Origin of the sequence: Psychrobacillus sp. FSL K6-1267 (genome assembly GCF_038003265.1) — a bacterium.
In the GTDB taxonomy this organism is placed as follows: Bacteria; Bacillota; Bacilli; order Bacillales_A; family Planococcaceae; genus Psychrobacillus; species Psychrobacillus faecigallinarum.
In genome coordinates, this window is the sequence record NZ_JBBOOR010000001.1 from 76,124 (window position 1) to 89,105 (window position 12,982).

The window sequence follows — 12,982 nt, forward strand, 5'->3', positions numbered from 1 at the left end:
AAGAGAATTATGTAGATAGATTGAAGGGAGAGATGAGAAGATGCATTCATTCGTTCGGAAGGTGAAGCAATATATAGACCGATACCGATTGATTGAGAAAGAAGAGCGTCTTCTTATCGCTTGTTCTGGTGGAACAGACTCTGTTGCTATTGTACTTGCGATGAAGGAATTGGAAAGCTTTTATCATTGTGAGTTAGGCATTGTTCATACTGACCATCAGTTAAGAGGTAAGGAATCTGCAGAAGATATGGAATTCGTTAAAGAGTTGGCGAATCAGTTAAACCTTCCTTTCTATTCTGCAGCATTAGAGGTTATGCGAAGAGTGGAGGAAGAGGGGGGCAATGTCCAAGTAATTTGTAGAGAAGAACGGTATGCCTTCTTTAATCACGTTATGAATACCAATAGTTACGATAAGCTTTTACTAGGGCATCATGCTGACGATCAAATTGAAACTGTCTTAATGTCTCTAATCCGAGGTACTAATAGTTCCACTATTACCGGGATACCTAAAAAAAGGCCTTTTTCTAGGGGACAAATTATCCGTCCTTTTTTAGGAGTTACAAAGCAAGAAATTGAAGAATATCTTTTAGACAAAAATCAACTTCATAGACATGACCCAAGCAATGACAAACATACATATACAAGAAATCGAATCCGTCATCGATTAGTGCCTCTCTTGAAGGAAGAAAATCCAAATGTAAGCGATCGAATAATGAATTTCGTAGAAAAACAGCTTCAGGATGAAGAGTATCTTCAAGAGGTGGCTAATGAAAAGTATGAACAGCTTGTGACAGTTAATGAGGAAGGGGGATTTGTTATAGATTCTGTAAGCTTTTCTACAGTTCCCATTGCTTTACAAAGAAGAGTGATTCTACTACTATTAGAGTATCTATACAAAAACTCCGATATACTACTTAACGATCGAATGATTGAATCCATTCTTACAGCTTGCAATAATCATGATGGCAACACAGTATTAAACTTGCCAAATGCTGTTACTCTCACACGCCATTACAATCACATACAATTTACTCCGTATCATAAGGAACCTGTAGTTAGTCAGGAAATTGTAATGAAGGAAGATTGTTGGATTGATTGTGGTGCAGGTTTTTTCATCTACTTGACGAGAAATTTAACAGACCAAATTACCGGTGAAAAGTATTTTGTACAATTAGAGGGTGAATCTTTGCCGCTTACTATTAGACAAAAGACTCAGGGCGACCGGATCCATATCAAAGGAATGTCCTCCTCTAAAAAAGTTTCCCGTTTATTTATCGATGAGAAAATCTCTCCTGAGGCCCGTTTATCTTGGCCATTACTAGTAACAGCTAAAAATGATATAATTGCAGTAATTGGCTTACGCTATGGAGAACAATTTTCGAAGCAATACAACTCGCAAAATTATGTAATGTATTTAAAGCGTATTAATCATTAGGGGGACTAAAAAATGCTAGAGAAAGACATACTAGAGATTTTATTGACAGAAGAACAGATTCAAGAGAAAACAATTGAGCTTGGGGCACAACTGACTGCTGACTATGCGGACAAGTTTCCACTTGCAATAGGAATCTTGAAAGGTGCAATGCCATTTATGTCTGATTTGATGAAACGTGTAGATACATATATTGAAATGGACTATATGGATGTTTCTAGTTATGGAAATGCTACTGTTTCTTCCGGAGAAGTAAAAATTGTAAAAGACTTGAATACAAGTGTGGAAGGGCGCGATATTCTAATTATTGAGGATATCATTGATAGCGGTATGACGTTAAGCTATTTAGTGGACCTATTTAAGTACCGCAAAGCAAAATCAATTAAAATTGTCACACTGTTGGATAAGCCTACGGGTAGAAAAGTAGATTTAGAAGCAGATTATGTTGGTTTTAATGTCCCAGATGCATTTGTTGTTGGTTACGGATTAGATTATGCAGAAAAATACCGAAACTTACCATATGTTGGTGTGCTAAAAAAAGAAGTTTATTCTTTTTAAGCTAGGTTTTGTAAACGTCTAATTGCTCATTTCTAGCAAAATTAGAATTTTGAAAGAAAAACAGCAATAGAGGACATAGCCTTAAATTTAAGTTCCTTTTTAAGAAGGCTTTTCATTGTACGCCAAAAAAAACGTATGTTAAGATAATCATTAGTTTTTCTGTTTACCTTGTGAGGAGGCTAGGAATGAATCGAGCATTGCGCTACGCCATATTGTATTTATTGATATTTTTTGTGATTGTAGGTATTTTTGCTACGTTTAACACAAATAATACCCCTACTAAAAATATTCGCTATGATGAATTTATGACTTCACTTTCAAAAGGTGATGTTACCAACTTTTCAATGCAACCAGAACAAGGTGTTTACTTTGTAGAAGGTTCCATGAAAGGATATGAGGAAGGAGAAAAGTTTTTAACTAAACTTCCTTATAATAGTGAAAAATTGCTAGATAGAATAGATTCACTAGCAACAGCAAATTCAGTGAAAATTGATGTAATTGAAACTTCTAAAACAAGTGGCTGGGTACAATTCTTCACTGGCTTACTACCTTTCTTGATTATCATCATTTTATTCTTCTTCTTATTGAGCCAATCTCAGGGCGGTGGTAACCGTGTGATGAACTTCGGTAAGAGTAAGGCAAAACTGTATGATAACGACAAGAAAAAAGTTAAATTCCCAGATGTTGCAGGTGCAGATGAAGAAAAAGCAGAACTAGTAGAAGTTGTAGATTTCTTAAAAGATCCACGCAAATTCGTGGAAATTGGAGCACGTATACCGAAAGGGATTCTTTTGGTAGGTCCCCCAGGTACTGGTAAAACATTACTTGCTCGTGCTGTAGCTGGCGAAGCTGGAGTACCTTTCTTCTCAATCAGTGGTTCTGATTTTGTTGAAATGTTCGTCGGTGTCGGGGCATCACGAGTACGTGATTTGTTTGAGAATGCGAAGAAAAATGCGCCATGTATCATTTTCATCGATGAAATTGATGCAGTTGGTCGTCAACGTGGAGCAGGTCTTGGTGGAGGTCACGATGAGCGTGAGCAAACACTAAACCAATTGCTAGTTGAGATGGATGGTTTTGGAGCAAATGAAGGTATTATTATCATTGCGGCTACAAACAGACCAGATATTTTAGACCCAGCACTTCTTCGTCCTGGACGCTTTGACCGTCAGATTACTGTAGGTCGCCCGGACGTGAAGGGCCGTGAAGCAGTACTTCAAGTACATGCACGTAACAAGCCTTTAGATGACACAGTGGACTTGAAAGCGATTGCTCAACGCACACCAGGATTCTCAGGAGCAGATTTAGAAAACTTATTGAACGAGGCTGCACTTGTTGCTGCTAGAAGAAATAAGAAAAAAATCGATATGTCTGATATTGATGAAGCAACGGATCGCGTTATCGCTGGACCAGCTAAATCAGGTAAGGTTATATCGCCAAAAGAACGTAAAATTGTTGCCTTCCATGAGGCTGGGCACGTAGTTGTTGGGTTAACTCTAGATGACGCAGAGATCGTTCATAAGGTAACCATTGTCCCTCGTGGGCAAGCTGGAGGATATGCAGTAATGCTTCCAAAAGAAGACCGTTACTTCATGACTAAACCAGAACTTCTGGATAAAGTTTCAGGATTACTTGGTGGACGTGTTGCTGAGGATATCGTCTTTGGAGAGGTATCTACAGGTGCTCACAATGACTTCCAGCGTGCGACAGGTATAGTGAGAAAAATGGTCACTGAATATGGTATGAGTGACAAGTTAGGACCAATGCAATTTGGTCAAACTCAAGGAGGAAATGTATTCTTGGGCCGCGACTTTAACTCAGAGCAAAACTATTCGGATAAGATTGCTTATGAAATCGACCATGAAATGCAAACGATGATTAAAGAGCAATACGAACGAACTAAACAGATTTTAACAGAGAAACGCGATTTGTTAGATTTAATCGCAAATACGTTATTAGAGGTTGAAACGTTAGATGCTGCTCAAATCTTACATTTACAAGAGCATGGAACTCTTCCGGTTCGTGAATACGACCAAGATAACCAAGCTGTTGATTTAAGTAAAGATGAGAAATCTGATGCTACAGGTGCAGTTTCTGACCCTACTATTGGTGACTTACCAAAAGAGGATGGAGAAACTAGCGAGGCAGGTCCTATTCAAGAGGAACGTCCAGATGATACATCAGGTCCAATTCAAGAAAAACGACCTACAGATAAATAATAATATATAAAAGCTGAGTGATTTTCGTCATTAGACGAGTCACTCAGCTTTTTTATTCCGTGGGAAATATGGTATGATGTTTTGGAAATCTACGTAAAGTGAGGAAAAGCTTCATGATACTTGTGCTTGATACAGGAAATACGAACATTGTTTTAGGAGTTTATCAAGATGATCAGCTGATCCATCACTGGAGAATGGAAACAGACCGTCGTAAAACAGAGGACGAATTCGGGATGCAGGTCAAAGCACTTTTTTCCCATGTGAATATATCCTTTGAACAAATAGAAGGTATTATTATTTCCTCGGTGGTTCCACCAATCATGTTTTCATTAGAGGCAATGTGTAAAAAATATTTCGGTATAAAACCCTTAGTAGTAGGTCCCGGTATAAAGACGGGATTAAATATAAAATATGAAAACCCACGTGAGGTCGGTGCAGATCGTATTGTCAATGCAGTAGCGGCAATTCATGAATATGGTGCTCCTTTAATAATTGTTGATTTTGGAACAGCAACAACATACTGTTATGTCAACGAAAAAGGAGAGTATATGGGAGGAGCAATAGCGCCCGGCATCGGAATCTCCACAGAAGCATTGTTTGAAAAGGCTAGTAAACTTCCTAGGATTGAACTTACTACTCCCGAGCATGTTATAGGAAAAAACACAGTTTCTGCCATGCAGTCAGGGATTGTTTTTGGATATGTGGGGCAGGTTGAGGGCATCGTAAATAGGATGAAAAAAGTTTCTAAAAAGGCACCAAAAGTTATCTCCACAGGAGGGCTAGCTTCTTTAATAGGAAATGAGTCGACTGTCATGGATATCATTGATCCCTTCTTGACATTGAAAGGGTTATATTTAATTTATCAACGAAATTTAGAAGAAAGAGGTATAAAATAAATGAATGATTATTTAGTAAGAGCTCTGGCTTTTGAAGGCAGTGTACGAGCATTTGCAGTTCGCACAACAGATACAGTAGGAGAGGCGCAACGACGTCATCAAACGTGGCCAACTGCCTCTGCAGCACTTGGTAGATCAATGACAGCAGCCGTTATGATGGGGGCAATGTTAAAAGGTGAGGACAAGTTAACGGTTAAAGTGGAAGGCGACGGTCCTATTGGTCCAATGATCATTGATAGCAATGCAAAAGGTGAGGTTCGTGGATATGTAACCAATCCTCAAGTACATTTTGACTTGAATGCCGTTGGTAAGCTGGATGTTCGTCGTGCAGTAGGAACAGAAGGTACTTTGACTGTTGTGAAGGATTTAGGTATGCGTGATTTCTTTACAGGACAAGTACCAATTGTTTCTGGCGAAGTAGCAGAGGACTTCACGTACTATTATGCAGTATCTGAACAGGTTCCCTCCTCTGTAGGGTTAGGGGTTTTAGTAAATCCAGATAACTCTATTTTGGCGGCTGGAGGATTTATCATTCAGTTATTACCAGGAACAGATGATGAAACAATTACAATTATTGAAGAACATTTAAATAAAATGGAACCAGTGTCCAAATTAATCGAAAGAGGATTAACTCCCGAGCAACTATTGTTTGAAATTTTAGGGGAGGACAATGTACAAATATTAAATAATATGCCTGTGGCGTTTGAATGTAATTGCTCTAAAGATCGATTTGGCAGTGCTATTATTAGCTTAGGAGAAAGTGAAATCCGGGACATGATAGAAGAGGACGGAGGGGCAGAGGCTCATTGTCACTTCTGTATGGAAAAATATAATTACTCAGTAAATGAACTGGAGTCCTTTATCGATGAAATCAATTCATAATAATATTCCAACTCAACCTAAACGACATTTAAAAACTAAACCGGTACTTGTAGTACTTGGTATACTTTTACTTGGCAACCTACTTTGGTTTATAGCTTGGTTAATACCAAATGATCGACAAGCAAAAGCATCTGAAGAAGTCGCGTCAGTTGATGGAAAGGTTATTACGAAAGAGCAATGGATGGCTACAATGGAAATGGTGTACGGGAAAGAAGTACTATTGGACATGGTTAATGCAGAGGTAATGGAAGCTGCAGCTAAGAAAAACGATATTAAGGTAACTGATGATGAAATAAATTTAGAGCTGGCATTAATACGTTCTACAAGGGAAGGCACAGACACTTCCCTTCAAGCATATGACGAAGAGGTATTAAGGAAAAAAATTCGCGCTCGTTTAATTTTAGAAAAGGTATTGGCAAAAGATATAAACGTAGAGGCGAAAGAGATGAAAGATTTCTATGAAAATAACAAAAATCTCTATAATATCCCAACTTCCTATCGTACTAGTTTAATTTATGTTGCTACAGAAGAGGAAGGTAATGCTGTTTTAACAGAATTAAAGGATGGCTCTTCCTTTGATGGATTAGCAAGAGAGCGCTCCATAGATCCTAGCTCCGCGAGCTTAGGGGGAGATGTCGGCTACATTTCAAAAGGCACTGACTCGATAGATGAAGCTATAGTTGAAGCTTTAGCAAAGGTTAAAGAAGGAAAAACGAGTGGGGTAATTGCACTTAAGGATGGCAGGTACGCGATAGCACTTGTACAGAATATATTTGAAGGGCAAGCCTTCTCTTATGATGAAGTAGAAGGCCATATAAAGCGAGAGCTTGCGCTGAGCCAAATACCCCAATCCGTAACTCAAGAATCATTCTGGCAGGAATATAAAGCAGAGTGGATATACGGTGAACAATAAACAAAAATATTTTTTATGCGTCAGGCGATGGACAAAGAAAAGCGAGATTCTCAATTCTTGGTTTTCTTTGTCTTTTTATTTATCGTAAAGAAAATAAGTAGTTAGCAAACTACCGAAATGAGCTTGTAGTAACAATTATTTTTCAGACTCATTTTTATGTGAGTTTTTTTAAAACACTGACAGAGAAATGAACAGTAAAAAGGAACTATAGAAGAATATTTATTTTTGGAAACACTGTATTGATAGAGAGAATTATAGGTAGACTATTTTTGTTTGAAGTCGCATAAAATTAAGAGAGGCTCCAATAATTTAGTTGGTCTTACCTCGAAAAAATTTACTTTATTTGGCGAACTGTATTAATTGACAGTAGTTCTCTAAGATTGATATGATATAGGAAATAAAACCTATCAATCAAGTAGGGATTAGGAGTGAATCGTAGAATGGCAAAGTTAGCGAATAGTGTAGCGGATTTAATAGGTAAAACACCGATTGTCAAACTAAACAGAGTGACTAACCCAGAAGATGCTGAAGTTTACGTAAAATTAGAATACTTCAACCCAGGTAGCAGCGTAAAAGACCGTATTGCTCTAGCAATGATTGAAAATGCTGAAAAATCGGGTAAATTAACTGCTGACAGTACTATTATCGAACCGACTAGCGGAAACACAGGAATTGGACTTGCGATGATTGCCTCAGCTAAAGGGTATAAAGCGGTATTAGTAATGCCTGATACAATGAGCTTAGAGCGTAGAAACCTACTTCGTGCTTACGGTGCGGAATTAGTTTTAACTCCTGGAGCAGACGGTATGAAGGGAGCAATTGCGAAATCGCAAGAATTAGCGGACAAAAATGGCTGGTTCATGCCCCAACAATTTAATAATCCAGCTAACCCAGAGGTACATCGTTTAACAACTGGTCCTGAAATTGTTGAAGCGTTTGACCAATTAGATGGATTTGTTGCAGGAATAGGTACTGGTGGTACAATCACAGGTGCTGGTGGCGTGTTGAAGGAAAAATTCCCAAACATTCATATTGCTGCTGTTGAACCAAAAGATTCTAGTGTTCTTTCTGGTGGTAAACCAGGACCCCATAAAATCCAAGGAATTGGAGCAGGGTTTGTACCAGAAGTATTAGATACAGAGTTATACAATTCCATTATTCAAGTTTCTAACGAGGACGCTTATGCAACTTCTCGTGAAGTAGCTAAAAACGAAGGGATTTTAGGCGGAGTTTCTGCAGGAGCTGCTATATATGGAGCGCTTCAGCTGGCAAAACAGCTTGGCAAAGGTAAAAAAGTTCTTGCTGTTATCCCTGATAACGGTGAGCGTTACTTAAGCACACCTCTTTATCAATTCGAAGACTAATTAAGTGCTTGGGATGTTAATTTCATAATAGTTGATTTCATGAGAGGAAGTTTATTTACTTCCTCTCTTTTTTGTGGCAAAAAGCAACAGTTTCGCGTTAAGATGAAGTCAGATTGTTTTTTTAGGGGGATAAAAATAGTGGAATTATACCTTGATACACATTCTTTTCAAATGTCTAAAGAGGCATTTTTTTATGGATATAAAGAACTTACCAAAAATGAAACACATCATTTGTTCTTAGAGAGCGGGAGAGGTGGGCATCTTTCTGTTGCAGCATGGAATCCTTTAGCTACTGTTAAGTCTGATGAGAAGGGAATCCACATTGTTTGGAGAGAAGGAGAAAAAGAATTTAGAGCAGGTGAACCTTTAGAGGAGCTAGAGCGACTCATTGCTGACTATAAAATCCTTTACGATGAAAAGCTTCCCGATTTTCAAGGAGGGGCTGCTGGTTTTATTAGCTATGATTATGCTAGAAAGATAGAATCCCTACCAAATCTCTCAAAAGACGATTTGCAAATACCGGATATCTATTTTTACCTGCTAGACTGCTGGGCTGTTTTAGATGTAGAGACAGAAGTGGTAACACTGATGAAGCTCTCCAACAGTAAAGAGGATTTAGTTAAAATGGAGGAACAATACAGACAGGCAGCTGACCAAGGCATATCGTCCAGAATATTTCTACCGGGAGCTGCCACTGAATTTAATGAGGACTCAGCTCAGCTACATGTATCTGTTAGTGCAGAGGAATTTAAAGCGGCTACTCTAAAAATTCAAGATTATATTGCTCAAGGAGATGTATTCCAAGTTAATTTATCAGTTCGCCAATCAAAAGAGTTAAAGGCATCACCCATCGAGATGTATGAGGCATTACGTACTTTCAATCCTTCTCCTTATATGGCGTATATACATTCTCCGGACTTTGCTGTTGTATCGGGATCTCCAGAACTGTTAGTGAAGAAAAAGGGAATGGAACTTTCTACACGTCCTATTGCTGGTACAAGACCTAGAGGAAAAGACGAAGCAGAGGATATATTGTTGGCTAATGAGCTGATTGAAAATGAAAAAGAGCGTGCTGAGCATGTAATGCTTGTTGATTTGGAACGGAACGATTTAGGACGTGTTTCTGCCTATGGCACCGTTGAAGTGAATGAGTTCATGGCGATTGAGCGATATTCTCATGTCATGCATATCGTCTCCAATGTAAAAGGAGAGTTACGTCCTGGTGTCACAAACGCAGATATAGTACGGGCAATGTTCCCAGGTGGTACTATTACTGGCGCTCCTAAAATAAGAACGATGGAAATAATTGAAGAATTAGAGCCTGTGCGAAGAGGTTTGTATACAGGTTCTATAGGATGGCTTGGTTATTCAGGGGATATAGAGCTTAATATTGTTATCCGGACGGCGTTTATTCAAGATAGAATGGCACATATCCAAGCTGGAGCAGGTATTGTGATTGATTCGAAGCCTAGCGCAGAATATAAGGAGTCGATTAACAAAGCGAAGGCATTATGGCAGGCGAAGGCAATGGCAGAAGGGGGAAGCAAATGATATTAATGATTGATAACTACGATTCTTTTACCTACAACCTTGTGCAATACATCGGAGAGCAGGGTGTAGAGGTAAGGGTCGTCCGTAATGATGAGCTTTCTATAGAAGAGATTGAACGATTGTCACCTCAAATCATCGTTGTGTCTCCCGGTCCCTGCACTCCGAATGAGGCAGGCATTAGCTTAGATGTAATAACCTATTTCGCAGGAAAAATTCCTATACTAGGGGTTTGTTTAGGGCATCAATCAATTGGTCAAGCTTTTGGCGGTAAAGTAATTCGCGCAGAACGATTGATGCACGGGAAAACGTCTCTAGTCTTTCATGATGATAAGGGTGTAAATAAGGACATGCCTAACCCGTTCTATGCTACTCGCTATCATTCTTTAATAGTGGAAAGAAAATCCCTTCCAGACTGTCTCGAAGTTACATCGTGGACGGAAGAGGGAGAAATAATGGGGCTGCGTCACAAAGAGTTTGCGGTAGAAGGCGTACAATTCCATCCCGAATCTATTATGACGGAGGAAGGGAAAAAGCTAATCCAAAATTTTGTGAAAGATCACTGTTACGCTAAGGAGATGCTTTAAATGGAGGCATGGAAGGATGGACAGCTATTTAAAGCAAATGAACTGACAGTATCAGCCTATGATCATGGCTTTTTGTATGGTCTAGGCTTTTTCGAAACGTTTCGAACTTACAATGGCGAAGTTTTTTTGTGGGACGAGCATTGGTCAAGACTCTCGAAGGCGCTGTCAGACTTTCGAATTGCAATACCATATGAGAAGCAGTCTATTCTGAAGGCTGTGAATTTATTAACAGCAGCGAATAACGGGGAAGATGGATATTTTCGATTAAATGTCTCTGCAGGCATTCATGACATTGGTCTTCAGCCAAGCGATTATCCTCAACCAACTGTTATTATATTTCGAAAGCCTCTTCCTTCTACCGTACGAGGAAAAGAGAAGTCAGCAATTTGGTTAAAGACTGTCAGAAATTCTCCAGAAAGCTCCATACGTCATAAATCCCATCACTTTGCAAACAATGTTCAAGCTAGATTTGAAATAGATTCTTTGGCCACGCAGGAAGGAATTTTTGTAAATGCAGAAGGTTTTGTTGCAGAAGGCATTACTTCTAATGTCTTTTGGGTGAAGGACGGTAAAGTATATACTCCCTCAGTAGAGACTGGTATTTTAAATGGCACGACTAGGAAGTGGATTTTAAAAAACTGTACAATGGATATAGCGGAAGGTCTTTATACAAAGTCTCAACTAGAATTGGCGGATGAGGTATTTATAACAAACGCAGTTCAGGAAATAGTTCCGATTAAAAGTATTGGGGAGAAACAGTTTTTGGGTAACCAGGGCTCTGTTTATAAAGTGCTTCATAAACAATACGTAGAATGTATAGAGGGAGAAAGGAGGACATAGCATGAATTTACAATACAACTCGCATCCATTTGAAATGGGAGGAGTCACACTAGATTTTCGAAATGAAACAATCATAATGGGTATTCTAAACGTGACGCCAGATTCTTTTTCAGATGGAGGAAAGTTTAATGAGATAGAACAAGCTGTTGCTAGAGCAAAACAAATGGTGGCAGAAGGAGCAAAGATAATAGATGTAGGAGGAGAATCTACAAGACCGGGATACACACTCATCTCTGACGAAGAAGAAATTGCACGTGTGGTGCCTGTCATTAAGGCTATCAGTCAGCAGGTAAATGCTATTATTTCTATTGATACATATAAATCTACTGTTGCAAGAGCAGCTATAGAAGCTGGTGCTCACATTATTAATGATATTTGGGGAGCCAAAAGAGATACCAAGATTGCCGAGGTGGCAGCAGAATTGAATGTCCCTATTATTCTAATGCACAATCGAGATAATGAAGACTATGTAGATTTTTGGACAGAAGCGAAGCGGGATTTAGAAGAAAGCATTCAAATTGCAAGGTCAGCAGGTATTCCTTATGAAAATATTTGGTTAGACCCCGGTATTGGATTTGCGAAGTCTCACGAACAAAATATTTTAATGATGCAGCATTTAGCTGACCTAGTGGATATGGGCTACCCAGTATTGCTTGCTACGTCCCGTAAGCGCATGATTGGCAATGTGTTAAATTTACCTGTGGACGAGCGAATGGAGGGCACAGGAGCCACTGTTTGCTATGGTGTCCAGCTTGGCTGTCATATAGTAAGAGTGCATGATGTCATGGAGATTGCAAGAATGACAAAAATGATGGATGCTTTAATGGGCAAAGGCACCGATATGAAAGTGGAGGGTTAACGAATGGATTATATTCATTTAAACGATTTAGAATTTTACGGCTTTCATGGAGCGCTTCCAGAGGAAACAAAGCTTGGTCAAATTTTTAAAGTAACGGTGACGCTTGCTTGCGACTTAAAAAAAGCTGGAGAAACAGATAATTTAAACGAAACGGTTAACTATGCTGAGGTATTTGAGCTTTGTAAGCAAATAGTGGAGGGAAGACCTTATTTGTTAATAGAAGCTGTGGCTGAGAAAATTGCTTCTCGAATACTGGAGGAGTATAAAGAAAAGGTAAGTGGATGTCGAATACATTTAGTGAAACCAAATCCTCCGATTATTGGGCACTACACTTCGGTTGCTGTCGATATAACGAGAGGTACAATATGAATTTAGCATATATTTCTCTAGGTTCTAATATTGGAAATCGTTTAGAGTTTTTACAAGAGGCAGTCGGTTTATTGAAAGAGACAAAACAGATAGAGGTAAAAAGGATGTCATCGGTCTATGAGACAGATCCAGTGGGATACGTGGACCAAGCCGCTTTTTTAAATATAGTCGTAGAGCTTGAAACTTTATATACTCCTCATGAATTATTAAAAAAATGCAACGAAATAGAGGACTTGCTCGGAAGAAAGAGATTAGTTCGCTGGGGTCCGAGAACTGTAGACCTTGACATTTTGTTGTATAATGAAGAAAATATGAAAACGGAAGACCTAATCATTCCTCATCCTAGGATGACAGAAAGAGGGTTCGTGCTTGTTCCGCTTGTGGAAATAAACTCTGAATTAGTCCATCCAAGTACAAAACAAGCTTTTTCGAATATAGTGCATGATCAGAAAGAGGGCGTCCATTTATGGAAATCGTTCGATGGGGTCGACGCATTCGTGCATTTCGAAGGTTAA

13 protein-coding genes are annotated in these 12,982 nt (G+C 39.0%); all 13 read left to right on the forward strand.

The window, feature by feature from the left end; all coding sequences use genetic code 11:
- Positions 1-40: 40 nt before the first annotated feature.
- The 13 genes from tilS (at position 41) to folK (ending at position 12,982) form a co-directional block, all read left to right on the forward strand.
- Complete coding sequence (gene tilS, locus MHB55_RS00385; RefSeq protein ID WP_154311955.1) at positions 41-1,435, forward strand: tRNA lysidine(34) synthetase TilS; 1,395 nt, start codon at positions 41-43, stop codon at positions 1,433-1,435.
- Between the two features lie 12 nt (positions 1,436-1,447).
- Positions 1,448-1,990 carry a hypoxanthine phosphoribosyltransferase gene (gene hpt / locus MHB55_RS00390; RefSeq protein WP_144541496.1) on the forward strand — a complete coding sequence of 181 codons (543 nt, stop codon included), beginning with the start codon at positions 1,448-1,450 and terminating at the stop codon, positions 1,988-1,990.
- Positions 1,991-2,175: 185 nt separating this feature from the next.
- Complete coding sequence (ftsH, locus tag MHB55_RS00395) at positions 2,176-4,209, forward strand: ATP-dependent zinc metalloprotease FtsH (RefSeq protein ID WP_144541493.1); 2,034 nt, start codon at positions 2,176-2,178, stop codon at positions 4,207-4,209.
- Between the two features lie 113 nt (positions 4,210-4,322).
- Positions 4,323-5,105, forward strand: coding sequence for a type III pantothenate kinase (locus MHB55_RS00400; protein WP_144541491.1), 783 nt, complete (start codon positions 4,323-4,325; stop codon positions 5,103-5,105).
- Entirely contained in the window at positions 5,106-5,987 is an 882-nt protein-coding gene (hslO, locus tag MHB55_RS00405) for an Hsp33 family molecular chaperone HslO (protein ID WP_151111834.1), read from the forward strand.
- Positions 5,971-6,900, forward strand: a complete 930-nt coding sequence (locus tag MHB55_RS00410) for a peptidyl-prolyl cis-trans isomerase (protein WP_191697925.1) — start codon at positions 5,971-5,973, stop codon at positions 6,898-6,900. The genes hslO and MHB55_RS00410 overlap by 17 nt, the downstream gene beginning before the upstream one ends.
- Positions 6,901-7,340: 440 nt before the next feature.
- Positions 7,341-8,264, forward strand: a complete 924-nt coding sequence (gene cysK, locus MHB55_RS00415; protein WP_144541485.1) for a cysteine synthase A — start codon at positions 7,341-7,343, stop codon at positions 8,262-8,264.
- Positions 8,265-8,435: 171 nt separating this feature from the next.
- The gene (locus MHB55_RS00420) at positions 8,436-9,815 is read left to right on the forward strand and encodes an anthranilate synthase component I family protein (protein WP_191697933.1); all 1,380 of its coding nucleotides are present in this window, start codon (positions 8,436-8,438) and stop codon (positions 9,813-9,815) included.
- The gene (pabA, locus tag MHB55_RS00425) at positions 9,812-10,399 is read left to right on the forward strand and encodes an aminodeoxychorismate/anthranilate synthase component II (RefSeq protein ID WP_144541483.1); all 588 of its coding nucleotides are present in this window, start codon (positions 9,812-9,814) and stop codon (positions 10,397-10,399) included. The genes MHB55_RS00420 and pabA overlap by 4 nt, the downstream gene beginning before the upstream one ends.
- A complete protein-coding gene (gene pabC, locus MHB55_RS00430) occupies positions 10,400-11,239 on the forward strand; it encodes an aminodeoxychorismate lyase (protein WP_144541481.1) in 840 nt (279 codons plus the stop codon).
- Position 11,240: 1 nt separating this feature from the next.
- Positions 11,241-12,098 (forward strand): dihydropteroate synthase, encoded by an 858-nt coding sequence (gene folP / locus MHB55_RS00435; protein ID WP_144541479.1) that lies wholly within the window; start codon positions 11,241-11,243, stop codon positions 12,096-12,098.
- A gap of 3 nt (positions 12,099-12,101) precedes the next feature.
- On the forward strand, positions 12,102-12,467 hold the full coding sequence (gene folB, locus MHB55_RS00440; protein WP_144541476.1) for a dihydroneopterin aldolase: 366 nt from the start codon (positions 12,102-12,104) through the stop codon (positions 12,465-12,467).
- Complete coding sequence (gene folK, locus MHB55_RS00445) at positions 12,464-12,982, forward strand: 2-amino-4-hydroxy-6-hydroxymethyldihydropteridine diphosphokinase (protein WP_144541474.1); 519 nt, start codon at positions 12,464-12,466, stop codon at positions 12,980-12,982. The genes folB and folK overlap by 4 nt, the downstream gene beginning before the upstream one ends.

Excerpts from the sequence above, each read along its gene's own strand:
- tilS (WP_154311955.1), top strand. The coding sequence starts at position 41 with ATGCATTCATTCGTTCGGAAGGTGAAGCAATATATAGACCGATACCGA.
- hpt (WP_144541496.1), top strand. The coding sequence starts at position 1,448 with ATGCTAGAGAAAGACATACTAGAGATTTTATTGACAGAAGAACAGATT.
- ftsH (WP_144541493.1), top strand. The coding sequence starts at position 2,176 with ATGAATCGAGCATTGCGCTACGCCATATTGTATTTATTGATATTTTTT.
- MHB55_RS00400 (WP_144541491.1), top strand. The coding sequence starts at position 4,323 with ATGATACTTGTGCTTGATACAGGAAATACGAACATTGTTTTAGGAGTT.
- hslO (WP_151111834.1), top strand. The coding sequence starts at position 5,106 with ATGAATGATTATTTAGTAAGAGCTCTGGCTTTTGAAGGCAGTGTACGA.
- MHB55_RS00410 (WP_191697925.1), top strand. The coding sequence starts at position 5,971 with ATGAAATCAATTCATAATAATATTCCAACTCAACCTAAACGACATTTA.
- cysK (WP_144541485.1), top strand. The coding sequence starts at position 7,341 with ATGGCAAAGTTAGCGAATAGTGTAGCGGATTTAATAGGTAAAACACCG.
- MHB55_RS00420 (WP_191697933.1), top strand. The coding sequence starts at position 8,436 with ATGTCTAAAGAGGCATTTTTTTATGGATATAAAGAACTTACCAAAAAT.
- pabA (WP_144541483.1), top strand. The coding sequence starts at position 9,812 with ATGATATTAATGATTGATAACTACGATTCTTTTACCTACAACCTTGTG.
- pabC (WP_144541481.1), top strand. The coding sequence starts at position 10,400 with ATGGAGGCATGGAAGGATGGACAGCTATTTAAAGCAAATGAACTGACA.
- folP (WP_144541479.1), top strand. The coding sequence starts at position 11,241 with ATGAATTTACAATACAACTCGCATCCATTTGAAATGGGAGGAGTCACA.
- folB (WP_144541476.1), top strand. The coding sequence starts at position 12,102 with ATGGATTATATTCATTTAAACGATTTAGAATTTTACGGCTTTCATGGA.
- folK (WP_144541474.1), top strand. The coding sequence starts at position 12,464 with ATGAATTTAGCATATATTTCTCTAGGTTCTAATATTGGAAATCGTTTA.